The sequence below is a fragment of the Rossellomorea aquimaris genome (assembly GCF_008180865.1).
GTDB classification, from domain to species: Bacteria; Bacillota; Bacilli; order Bacillales; family Bacillaceae_B; genus Rossellomorea; species Rossellomorea yichunensis.
On sequence record NZ_VTEX01000002.1, the window covers coordinates 742506 to 768833 of the forward strand.

Consider the following 26328-nt stretch of genomic DNA (forward strand, 5'->3'; position numbering starts at 1 on the left):
CCTACAATTTTTATTTAAGAACCAGCTTCGCCACAACCTCCACATGTGCGGTCTGCGGGAACATATCCACCGGCTGCAAATATTCCACCCTGTACTGTTTCTTCAAGTAATCGATATCCTTCGCCAAAGTCGATGGGTTGCAGGAGACATAGACAAATGTCTTCGGTTTTACTTCTTTCAGCGTATCAAGAAGTTTGTTGTCGCAACCGGTTCTTGGGGGATCAACCACGACGACATCGGGACGCCAGCCTTCGTTCTTCCACTTAGGCATGAGGGTTTCGACACCTCCGACGAAGTATTCAGCATGACTCACTCCGAATTTCTTTGCATTCTTCTTCGCGTCATCGATTCCTTCCTTGATGACATCCATTCCGCGGATTTCTTTGGCTCCTTTAGCAAGCCATAATCCGATGGTACCGACACCACAGTAGGCATCGACGACTTTTTCTTCACCTGTGAGGGCAGCTGCTTTCTTCGTTTCATTATACAGCTTGCTCGTCTGGATCGGGTTGAGCTGGAAGAACGCGCGTGCGGATAATTCGTATGTGAACTCTTCCAGGCGTTCTTCGATGCTTTCTTTTCCGGACAAATGGATTGTTTCATCCCCAAATACGAGTGCCGTTTTTTTCGGATTGATGTTTTGGGCGATGGAGACGACTTCCGGAAGTCGTTTCTGGATCTCGTTGATCAGCAATTCCTTGCGGGGGATTTTTTTCTCCGACGTTACGAGTACGACCTGAACTTCCCCTGTTTCAAACCCGACACGTGTGACGATCGTTTTCAGGATCGGCTTTTTATTTTTATCATCAAAGACAGGGATGTTGAAATCATTGATGATGCGTTTGATTTCCGTTGTTACTTTATTCGTAAGCGGGTGCTGCACGATACATTCGTCGATGTCGATCAGCTTGTTTGAGTTCATGCTGTATAGGCCAGCGATAGCCTTGCCGTTGTGTATCCCCACTTGGAATTGGCTTTTGTTCCGATAGTGCCATGGATTGTCCATTCCAATCGTCGGACGGATGTCCAGGTCTTCCAATCTAAGCTTTGTGTGACGCTCGAGGGATTGAAGCAGGATATCCCGTTTTGCATCCAGCTGTCCTTCATATGAGAGATGCTGAAGCTGACAACCTCCACACTGCTCGTAGACCGGGCAGGGAGCTTTGGTGCGCTGTGGTGACTTCTTCCGGATCTTTTTGATGCGGGCTTCGGTGAATTTCGGGTGGACCTTGGTCACTTCCACGACCACTTCTTCCCCTGTCAGCGCTCCTGGTACGAAGACGATCTTTCGTTTAAAGAATCCGACTCCTTCACCGTTAATGCCGATTTTTTTTATCGTCAGAGGAAACTGTTGTTTCAGCTCGATTTTCACTTCATTGTGCTGCTTTTTTTCGTATTGCTTTTTCATTGGTTCACGTCCGTTCTATTCGATACTTCTCCATAAATACAAGGATGCATAGCTTAAATAAGGATGCCAGGATGTGCTGAATTGGTCCAGCTCGTCCATGGTCGGTTTCTGATCCATTTGGAATAATTTCTTGATGGCATTTTGGATGCCGATATCCGCTTTCGGGAAGAGATTCGGCCGACCCAATCCGAATAACAGAAAGCTTTGAGCTGTCCATGGGCCGATGCCGCGGATTTTGGTAAGTTCCTTGATGACTTCTTCGTCCGGCTGCTCGGCTAGTTTGTCCAGGTCCAGTTCTCCGCTTGCTACCTTCTGTCCGATGCCAATTGCATATTCCGCTTTCCGCTGGCTGAATTGCAGCTCCCGCAGTTCTTCCACAGTAAGCCCGGCGACTGTTCCCGGTGATGGATAGAACCAGACCCCGTCTTTTTGCCAGCCATATTTCGTGACAAAACGATGGGTCAGGGTGAAGGCAAACTTCAGGTTCAGCTGCTGATGGATAATGCTTTTGATAATCGTCGCAAACGGGTCGAATTCAAGGATGATGGGCGTCCCGATATGCTCCTCGAAAATGGGCTTCAGATCGGTCTGCAGGAAGTGCTCGTGCATATCGCGAAGACCGGTGTGCCACTGGAAAATGTCTGAAATCCGGTTCAGTTTTTGCTCAATGTTATCTTCATTTTCAAAAGTCATGCTGAATTCAGGCTGATCAGTGGTGCCTGTCGCCTGAACCTTGATGACCTCCCCATTCCCATCCGGGAGATAATATGGAACCTTCACGCTTCGGTTTTCCTGTTCCACTGCATTCAACGGATCCAGCGCCAGCCTCTCCAGTACCCGGTCAAAATTATAAGGTCCTTCAACCTTAACATCCCTCATCACCATCATCCTCATCCTTCCGCACAAAACTTGTATGTGTATTATAGCATACCGTGGGTGTAACACTTCAACGTTGTCGTTCGTCTGATACAGTAGCTGAGGGACGGACCTCTAAAAGTATTGGAGCCAAAGTTCAGGGACGGACCTCAAGGAATTTCTAAAAGGGATGATTTGGTTGGTGAGGAAATCTATAATGGCTGGTTTGTTCCTTTTATTCTGTGTTGGTGGCTGTGAAGAGCCTGAGGATCAGATGGAGACTGAAGTGGGAAAACAGGTGGGAGCTTATAAGCCTGTAGAGACAGATGTAGTGAATACTCATGGGAATATAGAGAATATGGAGCGTTTTGAAGAGTTTTATAAGAATGTCGGGGATGATGTGGAGGATCGCATTCGGATTGTTACTTATACGGAAGAAGGTGATCCAATCTTACATGACCTCGATTATGACGGGAATGTACTTCATTCCGTTCGGGACTCACGTCGGGATACGTTTGGTAGTGGTGAGATTGTAGAAATGTCCTGCGAGAATATAGAGTATATACAAAAAAGGAAAATGGCGGACAATATATACAAGCTGGCCGATTGTGACCGGAAGGATGCAGATGAGAATGTGCTTTGGTACTAATGAATTCAGGGACGGACCTCAATTCCTAGGACCAGGTCCTAGGAATGAAGGTCCGTCCCTCTATTTTCTCATCATTGGATGTTCATCAAGGCTTTTGAAGGTGTAGCCTCTTCTCTTTAGGTCTTTTATGGCTTTTTCCATGGCGTCTGCGTTGTCTTTGGAGACAGAGTGCAGAAGGATGATCGCGCCTGGATGGACTTGGGCCATGATATTGTCGTACGAGTATTGCCAGCCTCTTTGCTGATCGGTTTTCCAATCGATGAAGGCGACTGACCAAAAGACGTGGGTGTAGCCTTCTTCTTTCGCGATTTGAAGTGTACGTTCAGAGAATACGCCTCTTGGGGGACGCAGGTATTTCATTTCTTTCTGACCGGTTAGTTCTTTCGTTTTCACTTTTACTTTCTCCAGCTCTTCCCTGATTTTCTGATCGGAGCTTGCCGTGAAGTCCGGGTGATGCCAGGAATGGTTCCCTACGATGTGCCCTTCTTTCACCATTCGCTTGACCAGGTCTTCAGCGCTTAGTAAGTAGTGACCTGTCACGAAGAAGGTGGCTGGCACTTTTTCCTGTTTCAACACATCAAGGATTTGCCCTGTGTAGCCATTTTCATACCCATTATCAAAGGTTAGATACAGAACTTTTTTATCCGGTGACCCCTTGTAAAAGGCGTCATATTTCTCAAGCAGCCGATCATGCTGTGCTCCTGCTTCTGCAGGGACTTCATTCTGACTTTTTTTAAATCCCCAGCCAATCGGGTTATTCGAAGCTGCATAGGCTTGTGCCGGGATGAGCAATACTAAGATTGACGCTATTATCAACACTTTTAGTGATTTCCGCAAAATTGAACCCTTCTTTCACATTCCGTTTCCTTTAGTTTTTGAGAACGGGAAGGATTCATGTGTACTAAAAGTATCCAATAGTTAAAACGGTTATCATACCCCAACCTTTATTTCGATTGCAAACTCGCTTCAAAAAGATCGATGATTTCCAGGAATCGTTCTGCTTCTCTAAATGTGTGATCAGCCAAAAGTGGATGGATATTACTTTTGATCCTGCATTCTTCAATTAGTTCTCTTGCGGTTTTCTTGAAATCACGTAATGACTTAACTGAAACCTTATTTTGATTCAGAAATTGATTCAACATCGGCTTTGTTTCTGATTGTGGACGCATGGAGTCTAAATCAATCGCTTGAAAAACCAGTTGATCGAAATCCTGGCTGAACTCTCTCGCCTGCTCGACTAATTTCCGTTCGGAAGGATCCAATAGATGTCCGATAAACTTTGCGTGATCGGCCATGATTTTCAGAAAGAATACATTTTCCTGGATTACGGAATCCTGTTCTGGTACAAGTTTCCCCTCATTCAATTCCTGCAGACGTTTGGCAAAGAATGCTGCCTCCCTGCTAATATGATCCACTAACAATGGATAATTATTAGAACGGATTTCACATCGCAATGTCAAACCTAGTATTTTCCGCTTATAGTTCCAAATCGCAGCTGCCGCTTGATAAACTTCGCTGTTAAATGCTTGAATTTGTCGCACATCCGTGTTGATGGAGTATTTATTCAGCTTCTCCTCGATTCTTTCGAAAACCGTAATGAACTGCTGTGCTTCTTCAATTAATTGCTTCTGATCATACGTGAATCCCAAGCTCAGAAATAGAGCATGCTCCTTCATAATTCTCGACCAGAATTGAATCTCATCTAAAGATCGTGCAACGATCGGATTTGTCATATATTCTTCCCCCTCTACTCTCACTCTTCCCCCCTCATACTTATGTAGATGTATTTAAGATAATACTTTAAATATGTTAAATTCACGTAGTTCGAATGGAAAAAGCAAAAAGATTCCTCCTATTGGTACAAAAGGAATCTTCGAGAGGGACTGACAGTAGAATGAAGTTTAGATGATTATATAAATTGCATGCATTACAATAAAGGTCCTACAAAAAATTGGGTTTTTATCCAGGCATATGTCTCAGGTCACCCTGATATTTCATCTTCCATCGAAGAGAAACACGTTTCGAGATAAGGTCCGTCCCTCACTCAAAAAAAGTCTGATACTTCGTAGCCATTTCGGTTAGTTTCCCGTTATGTTCATCGATAAATTCAGATACGGTTTTTTTATCCCAAATGGCCTTACCTGTTGGGAATGCTTCAAATTCATCCTGGAGGTTCTTGACCATTTTGTCCCTTGAAACGGATACCATGGATTCGTCTACCTGGAAATGATATTCCTGGGCATTCGGAACGAGAAGGGTCAGGTAGATGGCGTTGTAATAAAAGTTCTTCCGGTCGGCATGATTACCGTCAAACCAAAACTCATCCACGTCACTTTCAGGAAGGCTCCCTTCTTTATTGCCATAGATCACCTTCACCATTTCCCCAGAAAGATCGATTTCCTGAATGGTTTCTCCACCAGGTAATTCCTGAAGGATCGCACTGACCTTGGAGTTATCCCCTACATAGGTTCCGCTGTTTTCTTTTAACATATCAACGTTTACATCTTCAATTGAAGTAATATTCGATTTTTCACTATTACTTGCACACCCAGTTAAGAACACCATCAAGGAAAGAAACAACATGCTCACTAATTTATTGAAAATCATCATAGCCCTCCAGCTCCTGTTTGTATGTAATACGAAAAACATGTGTTTATGGTTTCATATTTTAACATAAATACCCAATAGAAAAACCACCCCGTATCATAACGAGGTGGTCCCTATTCCTTTATTTAAAAACAGGCTCTTTAAACTGAGCTAATTTTTCCAATGACGATTTATCCACTTCTTCATGAAGGCTGTTTCCATGTGAATCCATCGTTACAACCGCTGTAAAGCCTTCCACATTCAGGTGCCACATCGCTTCAGGAATACCGAACTGCATCAGATCCACTCCGTCTACGCCTTTGATGCAATCTGCGTAGTACTGTGCCGCTCCACCGATGGCATTCAGATACACTCCGCCATGATCTTTCAAGGCTGCAAGGGTTTTAGGACCCATTCCGCCTTTCCCGATGACAGCACGGATACCGAACCGCTTCATGATGTCCCCTTGATAAGGCTCTTCACGAATCGATGTTGTCGGACCAGCCGCTTTCACGTGCCAGTTGCCCTCATCGTCCTTAAGCATGACCGGACCACAGTGATAGATGATTTGACCGTCAAGATCCACCGGTGCATCATTCTCACTCAGATGCTTGTGGATCGCGTCACGGCCGGTGTACATGCGCCCGTTGATTTGAACCACATCTCCCACTTTCAGCTCACGGATTTTTTCTTCCGTGATTGGAGCTCGGAGTACCACAACGTTTGGCTGTTCTCCGGATGAAGCCGCTGCCGTTTCAAGCTCAGCCTGTGACCCTTGAGTAAGGTCGATCTTCTCGCCTTCCTGATAGAACCATTCGTCGATACCGCCTGATTCAACATCAAGCTTCACGCCTAAACGACGGAATGCCCAACAATTATAGGCAACGGATACGAAGAAGCTTGCAGGGATACGATTCATGACGCCGACTTTACAGCCAAGCAGTGTCGTTTCACCGCCGAATCCCATCGTGCCGATCCCAAGCTCATTCGCATGGTCCATTACGTACTCTTCTAACTTCCGAAGATCTTCATTCGCATTCACATCATCCACGGAGCGGAATAATTGTTCTTTGGCCAGGTCATAGCCTGAAGAACGGTCTCCCCCGATTCCAACGCCGATGAAACCGGCACTGCAGCCTTGTCCTTGTGCCTGATACACCGAATGCATCACGCATTTACGGATCCCATCCAGGTCACGTCCGGCACGGCCCAGTCCTTCAAGCTCACACGGAAGGCTGTACTGGATGTTTTTATTTTCACAACCTCCACCTTTTAAGATCAGGCGGGCATCGATATAATCCTTCTCCCACTGCTCGAACTTGATGACCGGTGTCCCTAAGCCAAGATTGTCTCCTGAGTTTGCACCAGTCAATGAATCAACTGAGTTTGGACGAAGCTTTCCGTCCTTCGTCGCCTGTACCATCGCAGCATAAATCGCTTCTTTGATTTCAAGCTGATTCACGCCGACCGGTGTTTTTATTTTAAAAGTCGGAAGTCCTGTATCCTGACAAATCGGTGATACATTGTCATCCGCCATCTTTACATTATTTGAAATCGTGTCCAGGCTCATCGCCGAACGTGTGCCGGCGTTTTCACGGGCTTTCGCCGAGCGGATCGCACGCCTGACATCCTTTGGCAGGTTCGTGGATGTTTCCACAATCAAATCGTACATACTTTGCTGTAATGTCTCTTTATTCATCGTTCTCCCCCTCTAAAGATCTCAAAAACAGTCTTAATTTTCATACATCATTATACTCCTATAAGAATGAGATTGAAAGGGATTTCACAATGGAATTTCCTTCTCGAAATAACATGAAACCTCGTCTTCTTCCTTATAGATGTACCCGTTGTTTTGGTAAAACCGGATAGCGTCCGACCACTGATTGTTGGTTTCGAGGATGAGGTGCCGAGCCCCAAGGGAGTATGCTTTTTCTTCCAGGAATCTGAGCAAGATACGGCCGAGACCACATTTCCTGTATGGGGATCGGACTGACATTCTCACAATCTGATACGTGTCGTCTGATTCTTTTCGAATCGCTCCTGTGCAGATGATGTCGTCACCCTCTTTTCCTACAAAAAAATGATGCTCCGTGCCGTCATACTCTACGGATATGTCATGAATATCGGGATTCAGGGTGTGATCGATGAATCCGAATCGTTCGAGGAAACCTGACAGGACCACGTTTTTTGCCTGCTCGCACTGGTGTTTTTCGATTGGTGTGATGATCATGGGGATGGATCGCTCCTTTAATAGATGTTTTTATTAAAGTTTGACGTTTTAGCGGGAAAATCCTGCTTGGTATTCTTGTCTACCATTCTGCATAGGATGAAGCGTGGGGTTTATGGGGCGGATATAAAAATTGTAGACCGTTATGAATTTTTATCGACCGTTATTTAAATTTATCGACCGCTATTTCTTTTTATCGACCGTTATTCAGATTTATCAACCGAAATCATCCAAATATCGACCGTTCTACAAAATCCAACAAATTTCGCAAACCATCACAATCACCATCGCTATTCACCATCGCAAACCACCCCCAATCAAAGGTCCGTCCCTCAAAAAAAATAAGAGCCCCATCAAGGACTCTTACTCACTCTTCTTAAATTGCTCGCATTTTACTTCTATATCATCGATCATGGCGATCAGGCGATCGATATCGTCAATGTCAGCTTGTTCGGGATCGATTGAGTCCAGAACGTCGACGAACAGGTTCAGGCGTTGTTTTAAATAGCTCACTTGTGAGTCTTTATCGTTGATAGCTTTACCCAAGAGTTCTCTCTCCTTTCAATACGTTTACTATGGTAACCAATAACTTTCGGATTGACAAGGGCTGGGCGTTTCTCAATAATGAATAGGTGACTTATTAATAAAGGAGCTTATATAATGAAAACTGATACTCTCTCCAAGAAAATGTCGATTGACCATGATCCTTGGGAGGCTTATTTAGATGTGGATGAGCATGGTGATATCACGCTTTCCAATATAGAATTCACCACCACAACGCTCTGTAACATGAGATGCGAGCACTGTGCCGTCGGTTATACGTTATCTCCGAAGGATCCAAGCGCCCTTCCCATTGAATTGATTCTACAGAAGCTCGACGAAATCAAAACACTTCGTTCCCTTAGTATTACCGGCGGAGAGCCGATGATGTCAAAGAAATCCGTTGAAAATTATGTCTTGCCCTTACTCAAGTATGCACATTCCAGAGGCGTACATACCCAAATCAACTCAAATCTGACCCTGGATCTTGACCGATACTTATTAATTGCCCCTTACTTGGATGTCCTGCACATCTCGCACAACTGGGGAACGATCGATGAGTTCATCGATGTCGGCTTTGCCAATATGGAACGAAAGCCAACGAGGGAACAGCGCCAGAAGCTATTTGACCGCATGATTGAAAACAGCCGTGCTCTCTCAAAACGCGGAGTCCTTGTCTCGGCAGAAACGATGTTAAATAAAAATACCCTGCCTTACCTGGAAAAAATCCACCGCCAGGTTGTCGATGAAATGATGTGTGGCCGTCACGAAATTCACCCGATGTACCCGTCGGATTTCGCCTCAAGCCTTGAAACTCTTTCATTAGAAGAAACAAGGGAAGCAATCAGAAATATTCTTTCCTTCCGTGATGAAAACGTATGGATGCTATTTGGAACACTTCCATTCTATCCATGCAGCTCTTCACAGGAAGACTTGGATTTTCTGAAGGAACTTTATGCCGCTAAAAATGTCAGCGTCCGCAATGACCCTGACGGCCGTTCCCGTCTGAACGTCAACATTTTCACCGGTGATGTCATCGTCACTGACTTCGGCGACACGCCACCACTTGGAAATATAGCAAAGGATACCCTTCCTGCCATATTTGAAAAGTGGAAACAACAACCTCTTGCTAAAGAGTTGAATTGCCATTGTCGGGTGGCTCGCTGCCTAGGACCGAACGTGCTCGTGAAATCAATGTATTATGGAGATGTGGACTTTTCGAAGCGTGAAGCGAAGATTTCCCGATGAAAATAGTGTGAAGGCTCAAATCTATTATGGATTTGGGCTTTTTTCATGGAAATTTGGGATCTGATTTTCTATTATTAACTAACTTTCAGGCCTGCCTTTTTGTGCCAGTTTTCGGGTTTGTCGTGCCACTTTGGCTGTTTGATACGCCACTTCCGCCCAAACTTGTGCCACTTTCCAGGTTTGTTGCGCAAAATTGTGAACAGCACGCGGCCTCGTAGACCAAATACACATTCAAAACACTCCCAGCTCAAGGTCCGTCCCTCTCCAAACAAAAAAAGAAACACAACGGACATTCATCCGGTGTGCTTCTTATCCGATTGGGCCGCGGTCATTTTTTTTGAGAGGTTGAGCTATTTTTTCCATGGCTGGATCCATTACATTGTATTTTTGTTTTTTTATCTCAGAATAGATCTTTGCTCTTCTCGCTCCGAACCATACTCTTAATGTGATGAACGCCACTAGCAGGCCTCCAAAAATAAGTAAATACTCCATGATATCCCTCCTTCAATTCTGAATATTCTAATTATTATAACATATCAAAGAAAATAATAAAAGAGTGAAATAAGTTTTACCCCATTTCACTCATCTTTAAACATTTATCTTGGTGTTTCGCTTGCCATGAAGCCGAAGTGGACGTGATCCTGAACTGGAATCCAGGCCCCGACTCCTTGGGATGTAACATTTTTCACGACGACGGAGCGTTTTGTTCCTTTCATCACAAGGAACACTTCACCGTAGGTTACTTTTCCTTTTTCGTTAATCGCTGGTGCGTAGGCATAGAGGTAGCCAAGACGTTTGGGTGAAATATTGTACACCTGATCCTTCTTCGTCCCTGCTCCTACAATTGTTTGGAATGCAAGTGGCAGTTTGGATTTATCCATTGCTTTGATGAGCATCATTTTTTCTACATCATCTGCGTGTGGTACTTTAGCTGTCAATCCGCCCTTTACTACTTTTTGTGCTTCCTGGACGTAATGAATTTGGTAGTTTGATTTTCCGCCGCGGTTATCGAAGTAATTCGTGTTGACCTTTTGATACTCCCAGTTGGGGGATGTCTCGGTTGAAGCATAGTTTAAAGGCCATTCCCCTAAATAGATCGTTGCCCGTAATCCAATCGTTGGTGCTTTATTCATGGTGGATTCATTCAGCATACGGATCAGGTTCGGGTTTTCTATTTTCACATTCGATGTTTCGATCAATTCCTGGGACCACTCACTAGGTTGGAGATACGGTTGATCCTGGGTTGAGTTGGGATACGTATTTTCCTTTGCGATGTTCAATACTGAGTTTGGGATCTTTACGCTGGTATCTTCAGGTGGTTTCGGAGCTTTCTCCGTCGCTTCCTTGTTTTCTTTTTTAGGATTATTTTCAGCGTGAATACCCGTTGTTGCAACGAAAAATGCGAGTATGAACATAAGAACAGTGCGCATGATTTTCATGAAATTGACTCCTTTCAAACTTAACTTAAGGGTTTGCGGTTAGTTTTTCCTAGTTGGAAAAGCTTATCCCAAAAACTTTATTTGAAAGAATATTTACAAAATTCAAATATTATTTTATACTATTATTTATAAGAAAACAGTCAGGCTTCTACCTACAAAGCAAACTGGCCTGTTTTCAATCATTCCTACATTCCCTAAAAAAAGCAGCGGAGTTCATGATTGAACTCCGCTGCTTTTTTAATCATACTGACAGGAACATTCTTCAGGTGGACAGACACATTTGATGTGTACTTCATATGGTTTGGTGGAAACCTTCTTGCCATCAATGACGACAAAGGCTTGGATTGAAATACGATCATGCATTCCGTATTCAGGAATGATTTTGGCCAGATAGTTTCCTTTCTCGTCTGTGATAGCTGGGTTGGGTAGTATAGCACCCTTAAAGGGCTTTTCTTTCACTTCAAAGTGAACCTTGATATCTTCAAGCGGCCTGGAATCACACAGTACTCTTCCAGTGAGGCGGCCACCTTTGCAACCTATATACGGCGGCACATGAAACGTCAGTTTGACTTCACTGCACTCCTGGCAGCCCGCATAAACAAATGTTTTTTCTTCAATTTCCTTATCCTCTATCACGGCACTTGCCGAATACATAACGTCTTTGAATGGAGTGTTCGGAGGCACTTTGACGTCACTGGTAAACCTACCATGTTCATCTGTAGACACAACATCTGGTTCAAACCGTAAAACAGGACTGGACAATCTCACTTTCACATTATCCAACGGTTCCTTGTCACATCTAACTTTACCGCTCACCTTTCCACAGCAGTCTATTACTTTTAGATGATCCAGTTCAATAGTCGGATCTTTGCATTCACAATGAATTTTGACCGTTTTGATCATCGACTTGATCACCGTGTCACCTAAAGTGGTCGTCGCCTGAATGGATATGTCTTCAGATTTTCCCAAGATTGGAGTGATCATTGTTTCATATTCACCTTGCTCATTGGTCAGGGCAGGATTGGGTTTCACTTCCACAGCACCTGGTGATGAATCAATAATCACAATCTTGATCGCAGTATTTCGGATAGGGGTTCCGTCACATGTTAATTTTCCGGTCAATTTAGTGCCTTTACAAGGGATGACCTCACACGGCACTTCGAGAGTCAGTTTAGGCTTATCACACCTGTCACAGCCTCCAATGACTTGGTCAGTGTCCTCCACTTTTTTCCCACCCACCACTGCTTCCGCTTTATAGAAAGCAGACTGAAACTTAGTTCCATTTTTCACCTTGACGACCGAAGAAAATTCTCCTTTCTCATTGGTCACTGGGACAGCCGGCTTAAACTTCAGAATCGGGGAGCCGGTTAGTGTTACCGGGATATTCGCCTGTGGTACGCCATCACAGGTAACTTTCCCAACCACAACGGCACGACAATCGATTTTTTTGAATTTATTTAGCTTTATGTCCGGTTTCTTACATTTGACGCAGCGAACCTTCACTTCCCTTGTTTCTGAGGTAACCCTTTTACCGCCGATTTTCGTTGTTGCTGTGATCGTAATGGTCTCATTCACATCTGGAAAAAGGACAAGGGTTGCCGTAAATTTCCCGTCCCCCTGAGTAATCGCAGGATTTGGAGTGATAACGATACGCTTGGATTGTGATTCAATGATAAATGAAATGGCAGCACTCCCTATTGCCCTTCCATCGCAAATGAGTCGTCCAGAAAGTTTTGCCCCCTTGCACCCGACAGGCTCCTTGATCGGATCCAGCGTAAGTTCAGGGTTTTTACATCTAATACAGTCCACTCTTACTGATATCGAATCCCTGATGGTTTTCCCGATGACCACCGCCGTTGCAGTCACGATGACGTTTGGTATGATCGAAGTGCCCGGAGCCACGGTCACTCTCGTTGAAAACCGCCCGGTGCTGTCCGTGGCAGGATTCGGGTTATCAAAGACCAGTCCCGGGAATGATGACGACAGATTAACCGTGACACCTTGGAGGGGTTGATAATCACATAGCACTCTACCACTGATGATGCCTTCACAGCTGATCGTGCCAATTGCATCTAATTGTATAGTTGGATTCGTGCATCCTTCAAAAGGGAAAATCCCTGGACATCCTCTGGGAGGCAAATCGATATTACAATCAATGAACTTTACTAAGGATGGTTTTTTCTTTTTTCTCACTATACTCATTCCTTTACACAAAACTCTCCTGTTATCTTATTCAGGGTTGAGTAGGCTGTTCTCACGAATTTCATCATCTGACGAATGATTTCATGCAAAAGCCCCGACAGATGACTGCCGGGGCTTTTTTTTAAAGTAAGTAAAAACCGATTCCCATAATGAAATAAGCTGCTAGGAGCGTCAGTCCCTCAAACCAGTTCGTCTCCCCGTCATTGGAGATGACGATGGTGACAAGTACTGCTGAAACCATGGCCACCAGTTCTGGTAATGTAAACACCAGTGGCATGCTCGTTTCAAAAAACAGTGAAATCAATACAAGGACCGGCGCTACAAACATCGCGATCTGCAAGGTAGACCCGACTGCAATCTCCACAGCGATATCCATCTTATTTTTATAAGCCATAATGATTGCCGACGCGTGTTCAGCAGCATTTCCGACGATGGCTACGATGATGACCCCGATGAAGAGCTCGCTCCAGCCGAATGTGTTCCCCACTTCTTCAAACGTATGAACAAGGCGTTCAGATACATAGGCAACGGCAGCAGTGGAAGCGGCAAGGATCAGCAACGCTTTCCCCTTACTCCACTCCGGCTCTTCATGAGCGTGCCCACCCTCTTCGCCTTCATGCTGATACACCCCTCGGTGAGTGACTAATTTAAAGAATAAGGCAAATAAATAAAGAGCAATCAAGATGACTGAAACACCGATGGATAAAGACATGGTCTTAGCTTCGTTCATATCCTGGGCGAATACTTCCGGGATCACGAAAGCAACGATAATGGCAAACATAAGCAGCCCCGAGTTGTGACGGGCATCAAACACGTTGAATTTCTGACGCTTGAATTTGATTCCCCCTACAAAAAAGGATAACCCGGCAACGAGAAGCAGATTTCCAAGCACGGAACCCGTTAAGGACGCCAGGACGACGCCGATCAAACCAGCTTTTAACGCAAAAATAGAAATAATGAGTTCGACCGCATTTCCAAAGGTAGCATTCAATAATCCGCCGATTCGGGGTCCTGACACAACGGCCAAGCTTTCCGTCGACCTTCCCATAAAGGCAGCGAGGGCAATGATCGTCACACAGTAAATCACGAACATGATGACACTCGGCCAATGAAGCAGTGAGCCGATGACTGAGATCGGAACACCTGCAAATACAAGCAGTGCGAATACTTTATTCATGTGTAAGATCCTTCTTTCTAAAAGAAAATTTGTTTAAATCAAGGGAGATTAGACACATTATAGATAGAACCCACTTAGGAGGTACAACACATGGCACAAAACTTAAAAGACAAAATCGTTGAGCTGTTTTCCAACCACAAAACCGGCACCCTTGCCACCATTCGTGATAACAAACCGTATTCACGCTTTATGATGTTCTACCATGAAGACCTTACTCTCTACACTGCAACCAATGAGCATGCTCACAAAGCGGAAGACATCGCACAGAACCCTCATGTTCATATTCTTCTCGGCCATGACCGCGATTCCGATCATGAGCACTATGTAGAAATCGAAGCAGAGGCAACTGTGGAAGAATCCAAAGAGCTGAAAGAAAAATTCTGGAACGAACAACTCAAATCCTGGATCGCAAGCCCAGATGACCCGGAATACATGCTCCTCAAACTCACACCCAAAACCATCCTCTACTACGAAAAAACAGGCAAAGAACCCCAGGAACTAAGTCTATAGAGGACACCTAATGAGGGACGGACCTTCATCTGGCTAGAGCCTTGATACAATGGGGCTTATGCTGTTTTGGAGGTCCGTCCCTCAACACTTTACTGCACTGAAGGACGGACCTTCATCTAGTTATAATCCTTGATACAATAGGTCTTATACTCCTTGAAGGTCCGTCCCTCATCGCTTCTCATCGCTTTACTGCACTAACTCAAACGTTTCTTCGATTTTGATGCTGTCCTGTACGGATTGGACCATGGAGCAGTTTTTGCGGGTGAGCTTCATGGCTTTTTCGATTTTGTTTTCGTCGAGGTCCGTCCCTCTTATGGTGAAGTGAAGGAAGATGGCTTCGACTCTGTTTGCTTCGGCTTCATTGCGGGTTACGTCGGCTTTGATATGTATGTCGTCAAATTCGATGCGCATTTTCTCCAGGACTTTTCGAAGCACTCCCCCGCTGCAGACTGCCACTGAAGATACCAATAATTGGAACGGACGAAATCCATACTCTTCGTTACCCGAAACCTCCAGCTTCCCAAACCCTAAATCTGTGAAAAATCCGCCTTCTTGCATGTTAAATTCCATTTTCACTTCATTCCTTCCTTATTATGTTAGTAGATGTTTTGATTTTACTCCATTCGTTTCGTATTGCCAAACAATGAAATTGGGGGTACCATCAAAGAAGCTATTATCAATGATTGGGAGTTTTTACAAATGAATCAAACACTAACCTTCCGTTTCTGGGTCCTTGTCGGAATCGTGGCAATTTCAGGATTCTCACAAGGGATGCTCCTGCCGCTGATCGCCATCATATTCGAGCAGGACGGCGTTTCTTCCTCCCTGAACGGATTAAACGCAACCGCCCTATATATCGGAATCTTACTCGCCTCTCCATTAATGGAAAGACCACTTCAGAAAATCGGATACAAACCGATGATCATCATCGGAGGAATTGTGGTCGCAGCGTCACTCTTACTATTCCCGGTTTGGAAATCCTTCTGGTTCTGGTTCTTCCTGCGTCTTTGCATCGGAATCGGCGATCATATGCTGCACTTCGCCACCCAGACATGGATCACATCGTTTTCACCAAAAGAACATCGCGGACGTAATATATCCATCTACGGGGTCTCTTTTGGAGTCGGTTTTGCCGTGGGGCCGATGATGACACAGCTCATCACCATCCATCAAGCATTACCGTTCATTATCTCTTCCTTATTAAGCCTGACCGTGTGGATGTTCGTCTTTAAATTACAAAACGAATTCCCCGATCAGCAAAATATCGGCAGTGCCTCGTTCCTTGGATCGTTCCAGCGCTTCGGAAAGGTTCTCAAATATGCATGGGTCGCCCTGTTGCCTCCATTGGGATATGGATTCCTGGAAGCTTCATTAAATGGAAACTTCCCTGTGTTCGCCCTTCGAAACGGTCTTTCCATTGAAGCAGTCGCCATCCTCCTACCTGCTTTTGCCGTGGGAAGTATTATATCCCAGGTGCCTCTTGGGATTCTGAGTGACAAATATGGAAGACAAAATGTCCTTCTCATCGTCATGATGATCGGTTTTCTCTGCTTTTCGGCAGCAGGAATCGTCTCTGAATCCACCATGGGCTTATTTATCTGCTTTACGTTAGCCGGGATGGCTGTCGGATCGACTTTTTCACTCGGTATTAGTTATATGACGGATCTTCTGCCAAAAGAATTACTTCCTGCCGGAAACATCATGTGCGGGATCTTCTTCAGCTTCGGAAGCATGATCGGTCCATTCGTTGGCGGAATCACCATCGACTGGTTCAAAGGCTCAAGCTTCTTCTATTTAATCGCATGCATGATGCTGATGATTTTTGTGAGCCTACTCGTCTTTTCCATCCAAAATCGACGTGGAGAAATAACCCAGAATAACTAGCACAAAACTCTTTCCATTATCATATACATGTGATAGGATTAGATTATAATAATTATAAATTACTAACTTCATATACATTCAACTAAGAGCACGTGCAGTTTTGCTGTCACCTTTCATTGGTGGCAGCTTTCGTCGTTTTATAGGGGTAATGACGTTGATTATTATTCTCAATGAGAATCTCGTATTTTCATTTAACTAAGGAGGAATACGCTATGAGCTCACAATCCAAAGCCTTATCCATGGGGACACCGAATGAAAAAATAAACTTCTTTGAAAAAATAAAGCCTCATGCAGAATTGATTGCCGCACTAGTAAGCGGTGTGTTTATTTTACTGGGATGGTTGACGTCAAACGATGACTCAAGCTTGAGCATCATCTTCTATCTCCTTGCTTTTGCCATCGGCGGATTCGCGAAAGCCAAAGAAGGAATCGAAGAAACCATCGAAAACAAAGAACTGAATGTAGAAATGCTGATGATTTTTGCCGCCGTTGGGTCTGCCATCATCGGTTACTGGACAGAGGGTGCCATCCTGATCTTTATCTTCGCTGTCAGCGGCGCACTTGAAACGTATACGATGAACAAAACTCAGAAGGAAATTTCCGCACTCATGCAGCTTCAGCCTGAAGAAGCATGGCTCGTGACAGGATCTGGTGAAAAGAAAGTCCACGTTTCAAGGCTTGAAATCGGCGATCATATTTTAATTAAACCAGGTGAACGCGTTCCAACAGACGGAGTGGTCGTTAAAGGAACAACGTCCATCGATGAAGCAGCCATTTCCGGAGAAGCAGTCCCTGTAACGAAAGGTCAAAGAGATGAAGTGTTCGCAGGAACGGTCAATATCAACGGTGCCATCACGGTTGAAATGACCAAACCAAGCAGCGAAACCCTTTTCCAAAAAATCATTGATCTCGTGCAATCCGCACAAAGTGAAAAGTCGCCTTCACAGCAGTTCATCGAACGCTTTGAAGGAACGTATGTAAAAGTCGTGCTTGCCGTTGTCTTCCTGATGATGTTCCTACCCCACTTCTTCCTCGGATGGAGCTGGACGGAAACATTCTACCGGGCAATGGTCCTGCTCGTTGTTGCTTCACCTTGTGCCCTGGTTGCAGCGATCATGCCGGCAAGTTTATCGGCGATTTCAAACGGTGCCCGTCATGGAATTCTTTTTAAAGGCGGAGCTCACTTGGAAAATTTGAGCAACATTAAAGCCATTGCCTTTGATAAAACAGGAACGTTGACGAAGGGGAAACCCGTCGTAACGGATATAGTGGTTAGGGATCATGTGGATGAACGTGAAGTCATGACTACCGTTGCTTCGATTGAAAACCAGTCGAATCACCCTCTTGCCCAAGCGATTGTCCGCCACGCAACCCGCGAGTTAAACCTGGACCTTTTCCAGCCGGATTCCCTCGAAGACGTATCCGGTTGGGGAGTCAAAGCGCTTGTGGACGGAACCGAATGGAAAATCGGGAAAGCAGATTTTGTGGATAAAGTGTTGGCAGAACAATTTATGGATGGTACCTTTGGACGAATCGCTTCAGAAGGTAAAACGACGGTCTTTGTTGCCAAGGAAAATCAAATTGTGGCATTGATCGCATTGAAAGACGTGGTTCGTAAAGAAACCATTGAAGCGTTAGAATTATTGAAGCAAGAAGGCGTCCAAACCATCATGCTGACAGGGGACAACGAAAAGACAGCCCGTGCCATCGCAGAAGAAGCCAAGGTTGCCTCCTTCATTGCTGAGTGCCTGCCGGAAACGAAAGTAGACGAACTGAAAAAGCTGAAACGCCAATTCGGTACCGTCGGAATGGTCGGGGACGGGATCAACGACGCACCTGCACTTGCAACGGCCAACGTCGGAATCGCCATGGGTGAAGGCACCGACGTTGCCCTGGAAACAGCCGATGTCGTGTTAATGAAAAACGACCTTACCCGTATTGCTGAAGCTATTAAACTATCGAAAAAAATGAAGCGGATCGTGCAACAAAACGTGGTATTTTCAATTGCTGTGATCATGCTGCTGATCGCGTCGAACTTCCTGCAAATCCTGGATCTCCCTTATGGGGTCATCGGGCATGAAGGTAGTACGATTTTGGTTATATTAAATGGTCTGCGATTGTTGAAATAATGTTGATAAGCATCCAATCTTGAGGGATTGGATGCTTTTTTTTATGAATGGTATAGTGCGGCCAGCGATTCTCTGACACTTATCCACACCCCTATTTCATCCCAATATATCAACCATTTTCACCTCCTAAAAATTATCCACAATCTACATTCCCATGAATAACTCCCCCCTCTATTCCTCCCACTACTAAACAACCAGAATAGTTATCCACATTCCCTGCAACACACCTTCCCCTACCAAGGTCCGTCCCTCCAACTAATAATATTTTACTAAAATAATATTTTGTTGTTGCTTTATTGAAAGGGATATCATAAAATGTGTTTAGTTAGTGCAAACGGTTGCATCTTTTTCATGTTACATAGCACTCTAGTCATGAATAGGTACCCCTCAGCATTTCACTTTAATTTGAAATGTAAACGCACACATGTCATTCAATATAAAATATAGTTTCGAATAGATTGATATTAAAGGAGGAAACGGGTTTATGAAGAATTTATTGTCGTTTGATTTTTGGCAGAAGTTCGGGAAAGCGTTGCTTGTAGTAGTGGCCGTCATGCCAGCTGCAGGGATCATGATTTCCCTCGGTAAGTTGATTGCGATGATGGGTGGAGACATCACATTAGTGCAAACGATTGCAAGAGTGATGGAGGATATCGGTTGGGGTGTCATCACTAATCTTCACATCCTTTTCGCCGTAGCCATCGGTGGTTCGTGGGCGAAAGAACGTGCAGGAGGAGCCTTCGCTGCTCTGATCGCCTTCATCCTCATCAACCGTATTACAGGCGCGATTTTTGGAGTTAATGGAGATATGCTTGGGGATCCTGAAGCAACAGTCTCTTCCCTTTTCGGACAAACCTTAGTGGTTTCTGATTATTTCACATCGGTCCTTGGTGCACCTGCTTTAAATATGGGTGTATTCGTCGGGATCATCTCAGGTTTCTTAGGAGCCAATCTTTTCAACAAATATTATAACTACAGTAAATTACCCGATGCTCTTTCCTTCTTTAACGGAAAACGTTTTGTACCATTTGTGGTGATTGTGGGCTCTATCGTCATCGCTGTCATCATGGCGATCGTATGGCCATTCATCCAGGGGTTACTGAATGATTTCGGTCAATGGATTGCAACATCGCGAAACACAGCACCAATCATTGCGCCATTTATTTTCGGTGCATTAGAACGTTTACTATTACCATTCGGTTTGCATCATATGTTAACGGTACCAATCAACTACACAGAACTTGGCGGAACATACAAAATCCTGACAGGATCAGGTGCCGGTTCAACGGTTGCAGGTCAAGATCCACTTTGGCTTGCATGGATCGCTGACTTAAACAACTTCCTGGCTGCAGGAGATACAGAAAGCTACAAGCAATTATTAAATGACGTCACACCTGCACGTTTCAAAGTAGGTCAAATGATCTTATCCACAGCTGCCCTGATCGGTATCGCCTATGCCATGTACCGTAATGTGGATAAAGACAAGAAGAAAAAATACAAATCTATGTTCCTATCAGCTGGTTTAGCCGTATTCCTAACAGGTGTTACAGAGCCAATCGAATTCATGTTCATGTTCGCAGCCCCACTTTTATATGTTGTGTACGCGATCATGACAGGACTTGCATTCGCGATTGTGGATATCGTTCACATCCGCGTTCACTCATTCGGATCCATCGAGCTTCTGACTCGTGTGCCGATGATCATCAAAGCTGGTCTGTGGGTGGACCTTGTGAACTTCGTTATTGCCTGTATCGTATTCTTTGCACTTAACTTTACGGTTGCCAACTTCCTGATCAAAAAGTTCAACTTCCCGACACCGGGGCGTAACGGGAACTACATTGAAGAGGAAGCATCCACAGGCGGCGGTACCGTAAGTGCCGATTCCATCGCACCAAAAGTCGTTGCCATGCTTGGCGGTAAAGAAAACATCGTAGACGTAGATGCATGTATGACCCGTCTTCGTGTAACAGTAAAAGACACAAGCCTTGTCGGGACTGAACAGGAATGGAAGAAAAACGGAGCCTTGGGACTCATCCTGAAAGACAAAGGCGTACAAGCCATCTATGGTCCGAAAGCAGACGTCATCAAATCTGACATTCAAGATCTACTGGGAGCTTAATACATGAAACTACTCACGTTGAATTGTCACTCATGGCAGGAAGACAACCAACTCGAAAAAATCTCGATCCTGGCACATGACATCGCGGAGAAATCCTACGATGTCATCGCCCTCCAGGAAGTCAGTCAGCTGATCGAAAGTGAACCAGTCGAGGGCTTCGTTAAAAAAGACAATTTTGCCCTCGTCCTTCTTGGAGAACTGGAGAAACAAGGTGTGACAGATTACACACTCGTTTGGGACTTCGCTCATATCGGATACGACGTGTACGAAGAAGGCGTGGCAATATTAACGAAACACCCGGTCGTTGAAGAACACCGCTTCTTCATCTCAAAAAGCCATGACCAATCCTACTGGAAAACCCGAAAGATTGTAGGGGCGACGATTTCATATGAAGGAAAGCCCTTCACCTTCTTCTCCTGCCACCTCGGCTGGTGGACAGATGATGAAGAACCGTTCAAGTTTCAAGTTGATTCCTTGATGGAGCAAGTCACCCCTGAATCCCCCTTCTTTTTAATGGGAGACTTCAATAATAATGCATGGGTTCGTGAAGAAGGATACGATTACCTTCTTTCAAAAGGACTCCTGGATACATTTGATGTAGCCGCCCAACGGGACAGCGGTGTCACCGTTGAAGGGAAGATTGCCGGATGGGATGAGAATAAGGTCGATTTAAGGATTGATCTTGTGTTGTCCAGTGAGAAAGTGGAGGTTAAGTCTTCACGTGTCATCTTTAATCATGTGAATAAACCTGTTGTCTCGGATCACTTCGGGGTTGAAGTGGTTTTGGGTAAAGGAGAAAGCAGCTGATCTTGGATCGGCTGCTTTTTTGTAGTTTTTGGCTTACAGTTGGATCGGGATCGTATTGCTTTTTATGGTTGATCTGCAGGATTTCTATTTTGTTGGTTTGTCCTTCAGGAAAATTATCTGCCCTATTTCTATTTTATCTGCCGCTCTGGAGATTTATCTGCCAAACTACAGTTTTATCTGCCACTTTACATCTTTCGACAAACTTCTCATCACTCCCCACACTACACAACTTGACTGAACGCTCAGTCAAATACGCTCACCACCTCCCCCCCAAACATCAAAAAAAGCACAGCGCCCAAAAGACGCTGTACCCCAGCTTACTTCAACTCCACATTATCAATCACTACATCATGTGAGCCAAGCACCTCTCCAGTGGCACCCAGTAAAAACTTAACACTCGTTTCCTCCCTCAAAGGGGTGGTAAACGTATATTCAAAGCGATCCATATTTTCATTAAGTTCAGCAATTTCCGAGAGGTACCTCGTATATTGACTGTTTTCAAGCGTCACTGCCATCGACCTGGCTACTGAAGAGCTTGCATCGAAGGAAAGCGTGTATTCTTTCCCGGGCTCTAGCACCAGATTCCCCTGAAAGAGTTGAACACTCCATGCTTCCATTCCTTCATTCCCAATGGAGATATGTGCTTCACCATCAACATGCTGAATACTTGCTCCTGCATCAAAATGGATGTAGGACTCCCATGGATCTAAGCCATTGTCGAATGTCCCGTTTTTAATAGGTAAAGGATCAACGGGTCCCACTTTTTTCAATAGTTTAATATTATCCAACTTCACCTCATGAGTGCTGCCCCCAAGGTGGATGACCAGCTGCGCTTCCAAATCTGTCATATCCGGCATCGAGAAAGCCATGCCATGATTTTCCCAATCACCATTCAGAGAGATCGTTTCCTTTGCATAGGAAATCTCTCCATCCTTGCTTCTCATCTCAATCTGAATACCACGGGCACTTTCAGCCACCCCGTCCAGTGTCAGTTCATATTCACTCCCAGCCTGAAGCTGCACACCTTTTTGCACTAATTGTACTTCGTCCGTTTCATTTAAAGGCTTGGACGAAAATTCCCGCTCTTCAGGATCCACTTCCATGGAATCAGCATTCTCGGAATCTACCAGATTCCAATAAAGCAAACGGTCAGGGAATCCCTGGTCGAACGTTCCATTATAGACAAGGTTCCCGTCAGGAAGCGCAGGCTTGGAAGCATCCGGATCCACTTTCACAGGAGGGATTTCCTCGACCCGGACATTTCCGATCCAGACAGGCAGGGTGGACAAGCCCAAATTAAACTCCAGTCGGGCTGCAAGATCGGTTTCCTCCGTCATTTGGAACACCGTTTCATAGGATTGCACCTGATCTGATAACTCATACGACTCGCTTCTTGAATACGTGGCATATCCCCTCTCTGCACCTCCGCTGACTTTTACATTGATCGGACGCGGTTCACTGGACTTCGCATCAAAGGACACACGATAATAACGTCCTTTTCCAATAGAGGCATCTTGTATCAGCTGGACAGAATAAGGTTGATTACCGGGCTCCTGTATATCGACTTTTGCATAGTTCACGCTATCCACCTGGTCGATGGATACATTTGCTTTCCCGCCAAAATCAGGCACGGTCAAGAAATACCAATAATCCGTGTTCTCCACTCCTGCAATCCCTTCTACGTCTTCCCATTCCTGATCAAACCCATTATTGTAAATGAGGTTCCCGTCTTCAAGGGGTTGTTTCGCCTCATCTGGCAAAGGAGCTTGCTCGAAAACTGGTAACTCGGGAGTCTTATAAGGTCGTCCCGTCAGATCATACACCCGCACATAGTCAATGTTCATGTATTGAGGGAACATGGTATCCTCAGTTGGATCTCCATCAAAGTTCCCGCCGATCGCCAGGTTCAATAGCATATGGAATGGCTGATCAAATGGAGCTGGATATGTGAAATTAGCTGATGTGCCAATTCCTTTGCTATACCAATTGTTTTGGGTTTGGCGGAGTTTTCCATCTACATACCAGCGAATTTCCCCCGGTTCCCATTCAACCGAGTATACATGTTCGTCTGCAATGGTCGATTCATCTTCAAAGGCATAGTGTGCGCCGGTGTATTTGTTATTTGGCCAGCTTTCACCATAGTGAATCGTGCCGATCGCTTCATGGGGATTGCTTCCCTGTGCCTCCAAGATGTCAATCTCCCCTGATGCTGCCCATCCACCATATCGATCATCTTCAGGAAGCATCCAGAATGCCGGCCAATACCCTTTTCCAACCGGAAGCGACGCCTTTATTTCGAATTTCCCATACGTTTTTGAAAAAAGACCCTTCGTTTTTAGGCGAGCCGATGTATAAGAGTACCCCTCATATTCTTCTTCTTTAGCCGTGATCACGAGCTTTCCATCTTCTGTCTTCGCATTTTCAGGGCGGTCTGTGTAATATTGCTTTTCATTATTCCCCCACCCCGGGATAAATTGACCGTTCGCATCGGTATACCCGTTGCCGATATCAAACGTCCACTTTCCACGGTCAATCTCTGTTTGATTAAATTCATCATGCCACATCAGGGACCATGGAGTGGTGAAAGAAGTAGCGTCAAAAGTTTCTTTTCCATTGAACATGATGGGGCTATCAAGGGTTGCTTCTTGTACGGAGCCATCACCGGTAATAACAGATCCCTTACCTGCCTTCAACACATGAAGCTCTTTCACTAACCCATTAGTGGGAAGAGTGAACTTTGAAAACGTGTTCAATTTTACCCGTTCGGCAATACCCCCAAGCTCTACATTAGCCTGACCCTTTTTGCCGGTGGTTGTGACTGTATCAAACTCACCTTGCAGTGTAGCCTTTTTCTTTTTAGAAGGAGAGGAATATACCGTTACATCCTGAAAGCCTTCCGATGTAATTTCATTCTCTGTTAACAAAACCTGTCCATCCAGCCGTGTCTCATTGACATTGGATTCTCCAGAAACGGTGATCTTCGTGGCATGGGCAGGTGTTTGAACAGAGAGGCTATGTAACTGGGAATCTTTCAATTCGAAAGTTTCAGGAGCTTTCCCTTTCACAATGGTGGTGCCAAGAACCGTCACATTCTCAAACGTAATATTTCTCCCTGCACCAGGGGTGATGACTAAATCGCCTTCAATCGTTTTATTCTTTAAGGTCGAATCCTTGAGGTGATAGGGTTTATCCTTATGTGCTGCTTTTCCTATGTTACCTGGTGTAAGACTCATAATGAGACATGCAGCGGTAAAAGAGGTGACTGCTTTTTTGATCATTGGAACGCCTCCTGTTTTGAATTTATGTCTCACGTGGGACATTTGTATATAACTATAAAAGCATCACCACTCTTTGACAACATTTTTTTACAATAACAATCCCCTTTTAAACGCAAAAAAATGCTTACTCCCTTGGGAATACAGCATTTTCTCTTCTTATTCTTTTTGACGACAGGAATCTCGTTTGACGAGTGCAGCTTGAAATGGACTCATCTTTTCATAGGGGATCTCTTCGATTCTGTGAATCAACTGCTCCACCAGAGCCACCGCCATCTCAACTCTAGGTACATGCATGGTCGTTAATGCTGGAGACGTATATTCCGTAAGCAATAGATTATCAAAGCCAATGAGAGACACATCGTCAGGGACACTTCTGCCGGCATCTTTTAACCCCTTGAGGGCACCGAATGCAATATGATCATTCGAACAAACGATAGCTGAAGGAAGAGTTCCCTGCCCGATCCAATGATTGACGGCATCCCTTCCTGAATCCTCGATGAACTTGCCTTTAAATATGTAATCCGATTGAATGGGAATCCCTGCTGTTTGCATCGCTATTTGATAGCCTCTCAAACGCGCAATTGCTGCAGGATTATCTTCATCACCCGTAATGATTCCGATCTCCTCATGTCCAAGCTCAATGAAATGATTGGTCGCCCCCATTGCACTAACCTCGTTTTGTAATACGGGCATCGGGATCTCAGGTGTCCACCTTGACACGTTGTTTTGATCAAAGACCCCCACAAAGAAGCCCGCTGCGGAAATTTCATCCACGATTGATTGGACGTTGCTCCAACTGATGATGATCCCCGCATCGATGCTCTTTTCACGGTAAAGTTTTAAAACGGGGGAGGAATCATTCAGATCCGTCATGGTCACAAGCATATTATAGCCCCGCTCTGAGCAGGCATTGATCATGGCCCCTATCACTACACTGTAAAAAAGGTCATCCGAATATATACGATGCTTCGAAGGATCTTGAATGATAAAAAGGCCGATCGTGTGCGTCTTTTTCTTCACCAGCCTTCTCGCTGACACATTGGGCTGATAGTGATTCTCCTCCATAATCTGCAGAATGCGATCACGTGTCTCCGCCCTTACCTGATCCGAATTGTTCAATACACGCTGTACCGTCTTCCGCGATACCCCCGCAATCCTCGCAATATCAAATATATCCATAGGGTCCTCCTGAAATGGTTACTTCTTTCTATTATAACGAATGTTATTGGGGTTGGATATATGACCATGATTGGACGTCCTTCTCCACTTT

At 44.8% G+C, this 26328-nt stretch carries 23 protein-coding genes; 7 read left to right on the forward strand and 16 right to left on the reverse strand.

Features of this window, described 5'->3' with window-relative positions; genetic code table 11:
- Window positions 1–10: 10 nt before the first annotated feature.
- Window positions 11–1408 (reverse strand): 23S rRNA (uracil(1939)-C(5))-methyltransferase RlmD, encoded by a 1398-nt coding sequence (rlmD, locus tag FZC88_RS11300; RefSeq protein ID WP_148994935.1) that lies wholly within the window; start codon window positions 1406–1408, stop codon window positions 11–13.
- 15 nt (window positions 1409–1423) lie between these two features.
- Entirely contained in the window at window positions 1424–2287 is an 864-nt protein-coding gene (locus FZC88_RS11305; protein WP_397541183.1) for a DNA-3-methyladenine glycosylase family protein, read from the reverse strand.
- 178 nt (window positions 2288–2465) lie between these two features.
- On the opposite strand from FZC88_RS11305, the gene FZC88_RS11310 reads away from it, so the two are divergent.
- Window positions 2466–2912 carry a DUF4362 domain-containing protein gene (locus FZC88_RS11310; RefSeq protein ID WP_187443589.1) on the forward strand — a complete coding sequence of 149 codons (447 nt, stop codon included), beginning with the start codon at window positions 2466–2468 and terminating at the stop codon, window positions 2910–2912.
- Between the two features lie 60 nt (window positions 2913–2972).
- Here the strand turns inward: FZC88_RS11310 and pdaA are convergent, their stop codons facing one another.
- From pdaA to FZC88_RS11340, 6 genes are all read right to left on the reverse strand, one after another.
- A complete protein-coding gene (gene pdaA / locus FZC88_RS11315) occupies window positions 2973–3749 on the reverse strand; it encodes a delta-lactam-biosynthetic de-N-acetylase (protein WP_148994937.1) in 777 nt (258 codons plus the stop codon).
- Between the two features lie 107 nt (window positions 3750–3856).
- Window positions 3857–4645, reverse strand: a complete 789-nt coding sequence (locus FZC88_RS11320; RefSeq protein ID WP_148994938.1) for a DUF2935 domain-containing protein — start codon at window positions 4643–4645, stop codon at window positions 3857–3859.
- A 307-nt stretch (window positions 4646–4952) separates the two neighbouring features.
- On the reverse strand, window positions 4953–5519 hold the full coding sequence (locus FZC88_RS11325) for a DUF4825 domain-containing protein (protein WP_187443590.1): 567 nt from the start codon (window positions 5517–5519) through the stop codon (window positions 4953–4955).
- 121 nt (window positions 5520–5640) lie between these two features.
- Window positions 5641–7197, reverse strand: coding sequence for a fumarate hydratase (locus tag FZC88_RS11330; protein ID WP_148994940.1), 1557 nt, complete (start codon window positions 7195–7197; stop codon window positions 5641–5643).
- A gap of 84 nt (window positions 7198–7281) precedes the next feature.
- Window positions 7282–7728: a GNAT family N-acetyltransferase gene (locus tag FZC88_RS11335; protein WP_148994941.1), complete on the reverse strand. Its 447-nt coding sequence runs from the start codon at window positions 7726–7728 to the stop codon at window positions 7282–7284.
- Between the two features lie 360 nt (window positions 7729–8088).
- On the reverse strand, window positions 8089–8271 hold the full coding sequence (locus tag FZC88_RS11340; protein ID WP_034761313.1) for an SE1561 family protein: 183 nt from the start codon (window positions 8269–8271) through the stop codon (window positions 8089–8091).
- 114 nt (window positions 8272–8385) lie between these two features.
- Between FZC88_RS11340 and yfkAB the strand changes: the two genes are divergently transcribed.
- A complete protein-coding gene (yfkAB, locus tag FZC88_RS11345) occupies window positions 8386–9513 on the forward strand; it encodes a radical SAM/CxCxxxxC motif protein YfkAB (protein ID WP_148994942.1) in 1128 nt (375 codons plus the stop codon).
- 78 nt (window positions 9514–9591) lie between these two features.
- Here the strand turns inward: yfkAB and FZC88_RS24005 are convergent, their stop codons facing one another.
- From FZC88_RS24005 to cax, 5 genes are all read right to left on the reverse strand, one after another.
- Entirely contained in the window at window positions 9592–9744 is a 153-nt protein-coding gene (locus FZC88_RS24005) for a hypothetical protein (RefSeq protein WP_187443591.1), read from the reverse strand.
- 78 nt (window positions 9745–9822) lie between these two features.
- Complete coding sequence (locus tag FZC88_RS11350; RefSeq protein ID WP_148994943.1) at window positions 9823–10005, reverse strand: hypothetical protein; 183 nt, start codon at window positions 10003–10005, stop codon at window positions 9823–9825.
- Between the two features lie 104 nt (window positions 10006–10109).
- On the reverse strand, window positions 10110–10952 hold the full coding sequence (locus FZC88_RS11355) for a YfkD famly protein (RefSeq protein ID WP_148994944.1): 843 nt from the start codon (window positions 10950–10952) through the stop codon (window positions 10110–10112).
- A gap of 237 nt (window positions 10953–11189) precedes the next feature.
- Entirely contained in the window at window positions 11190–13145 is a 1956-nt protein-coding gene (locus FZC88_RS11360; RefSeq protein ID WP_148994945.1) for a hypothetical protein, read from the reverse strand.
- 130 nt (window positions 13146–13275) lie between these two features.
- Complete coding sequence (gene cax / locus FZC88_RS11365; protein WP_148994946.1) at window positions 13276–14331, reverse strand: calcium/proton exchanger; 1056 nt, start codon at window positions 14329–14331, stop codon at window positions 13276–13278.
- 90 nt (window positions 14332–14421) lie between these two features.
- On the opposite strand from cax, the gene FZC88_RS11370 reads away from it, so the two are divergent.
- On the forward strand, window positions 14422–14841 hold the full coding sequence (locus FZC88_RS11370; RefSeq protein ID WP_148994947.1) for a pyridoxamine 5'-phosphate oxidase family protein: 420 nt from the start codon (window positions 14422–14424) through the stop codon (window positions 14839–14841).
- A 186-nt stretch (window positions 14842–15027) separates the two neighbouring features.
- On the opposite strand, the gene FZC88_RS11375 is transcribed toward FZC88_RS11370, so the two are convergent.
- Entirely contained in the window at window positions 15028–15411 is a 384-nt protein-coding gene (locus tag FZC88_RS11375; protein WP_148995171.1) for an OsmC family protein, read from the reverse strand.
- Window positions 15412–15540: 129 nt separating this feature from the next.
- On the opposite strand from FZC88_RS11375, the gene FZC88_RS11380 reads away from it, so the two are divergent.
- The 4 genes from FZC88_RS11380 to FZC88_RS11395 all read left to right on the forward strand — a co-directional run bounded on the left by FZC88_RS11380 (window position 15541) and on the right by FZC88_RS11395 (window position 21780).
- Window positions 15541–16725: an MFS transporter gene (locus FZC88_RS11380; protein WP_148994948.1), complete on the forward strand. Its 1185-nt coding sequence runs from the start codon at window positions 15541–15543 to the stop codon at window positions 16723–16725.
- A gap of 212 nt (window positions 16726–16937) precedes the next feature.
- On the forward strand, window positions 16938–18854 hold the full coding sequence (locus tag FZC88_RS11385; RefSeq protein WP_148994949.1) for a heavy metal translocating P-type ATPase: 1917 nt from the start codon (window positions 16938–16940) through the stop codon (window positions 18852–18854).
- 484 nt (window positions 18855–19338) lie between these two features.
- Window positions 19339–20973: a PTS transporter subunit IIBC gene (locus tag FZC88_RS11390; protein WP_148994950.1), complete on the forward strand. Its 1635-nt coding sequence runs from the start codon at window positions 19339–19341 to the stop codon at window positions 20971–20973.
- 3 nt (window positions 20974–20976) lie between these two features.
- Entirely contained in the window at window positions 20977–21780 is an 804-nt protein-coding gene (locus FZC88_RS11395) for an endonuclease/exonuclease/phosphatase family protein (RefSeq protein WP_148994951.1), read from the forward strand.
- Between the two features lie 317 nt (window positions 21781–22097).
- On the opposite strand, the gene FZC88_RS11400 is transcribed toward FZC88_RS11395, so the two are convergent.
- The gene (locus FZC88_RS11400) at window positions 22098–25058 is read right to left on the reverse strand and encodes a carbohydrate binding domain-containing protein (protein ID WP_187443592.1); all 2961 of its coding nucleotides are present in this window, start codon (window positions 25056–25058) and stop codon (window positions 22098–22100) included.
- Between the two features lie 156 nt (window positions 25059–25214).
- Window positions 25215–26237, reverse strand: a complete 1023-nt coding sequence (locus tag FZC88_RS11405; RefSeq protein WP_148994953.1) for a LacI family DNA-binding transcriptional regulator — start codon at window positions 26235–26237, stop codon at window positions 25215–25217.
- Window positions 26238–26328: the final 91 nt, after the last annotated feature.

What these genes read in the sequence shown, in the direction of transcription:
- rlmD (WP_148994935.1), bottom strand. Translation starts at nt 1,408, where the DNA reads ATGAAAAAGCAATACGAAAAAAAGCAGCACAATGAAGTGAAAATCGAG.
- FZC88_RS11305 (WP_397541183.1), bottom strand. Translation starts at nt 2,287, where the DNA reads ATGAGGGATGTTAAGGTTGAAGGACCTTATAATTTTGACCGGGTACTG.
- FZC88_RS11320 (WP_148994938.1), bottom strand. Translation starts at nt 4,645, where the DNA reads ATGACAAATCCGATCGTTGCACGATCTTTAGATGAGATTCAATTCTGG.
- FZC88_RS11325 (WP_187443590.1), bottom strand. Translation starts at nt 5,519, where the DNA reads ATGATTTTCAATAAATTAGTGAGCATGTTGTTTCTTTCCTTGATGGTG.
- FZC88_RS11330 (WP_148994940.1), bottom strand. Translation starts at nt 7,197, where the DNA reads ATGAATAAAGAGACATTACAGCAAAGTATGTACGATTTGATTGTGGAA.
- FZC88_RS11335 (WP_148994941.1), bottom strand. Translation starts at nt 7,728, where the DNA reads ATGATCATCACACCAATCGAAAAACACCAGTGCGAGCAGGCAAAAAAC.
- yfkAB (WP_148994942.1), top strand. Translation starts at nt 8,386, where the DNA reads ATGAAAACTGATACTCTCTCCAAGAAAATGTCGATTGACCATGATCCT.
- FZC88_RS24005 (WP_187443591.1), bottom strand. Translation starts at nt 9,744, where the DNA reads ATGTGTATTTGGTCTACGAGGCCGCGTGCTGTTCACAATTTTGCGCAA.
- FZC88_RS11350 (WP_148994943.1), bottom strand. Translation starts at nt 10,005, where the DNA reads ATGGAGTATTTACTTATTTTTGGAGGCCTGCTAGTGGCGTTCATCACA.
- FZC88_RS11355 (WP_148994944.1), bottom strand. Translation starts at nt 10,952, where the DNA reads ATGAAAATCATGCGCACTGTTCTTATGTTCATACTCGCATTTTTCGTT.
- cax (WP_148994946.1), bottom strand. Translation starts at nt 14,331, where the DNA reads ATGAATAAAGTATTCGCACTGCTTGTATTTGCAGGTGTTCCGATCTCA.
- FZC88_RS11370 (WP_148994947.1), top strand. Translation starts at nt 14,422, where the DNA reads ATGGCACAAAACTTAAAAGACAAAATCGTTGAGCTGTTTTCCAACCAC.
- FZC88_RS11375 (WP_148995171.1), bottom strand. Translation starts at nt 15,411, where the DNA reads ATGGAATTTAACATGCAAGAAGGCGGATTTTTCACAGATTTAGGGTTT.
- FZC88_RS11380 (WP_148994948.1), top strand. Translation starts at nt 15,541, where the DNA reads ATGAATCAAACACTAACCTTCCGTTTCTGGGTCCTTGTCGGAATCGTG.
- FZC88_RS11385 (WP_148994949.1), top strand. Translation starts at nt 16,938, where the DNA reads ATGAGCTCACAATCCAAAGCCTTATCCATGGGGACACCGAATGAAAAA.
- FZC88_RS11390 (WP_148994950.1), top strand. Translation starts at nt 19,339, where the DNA reads ATGAAGAATTTATTGTCGTTTGATTTTTGGCAGAAGTTCGGGAAAGCG.
- FZC88_RS11395 (WP_148994951.1), top strand. Translation starts at nt 20,977, where the DNA reads ATGAAACTACTCACGTTGAATTGTCACTCATGGCAGGAAGACAACCAA.
- FZC88_RS11400 (WP_187443592.1), bottom strand. Translation starts at nt 25,058, where the DNA reads ATGATCAAAAAAGCAGTCACCTCTTTTACCGCTGCATGTCTCATTATG.
- FZC88_RS11405 (WP_148994953.1), bottom strand. Translation starts at nt 26,237, where the DNA reads ATGGATATATTTGATATTGCGAGGATTGCGGGGGTATCGCGGAAGACG.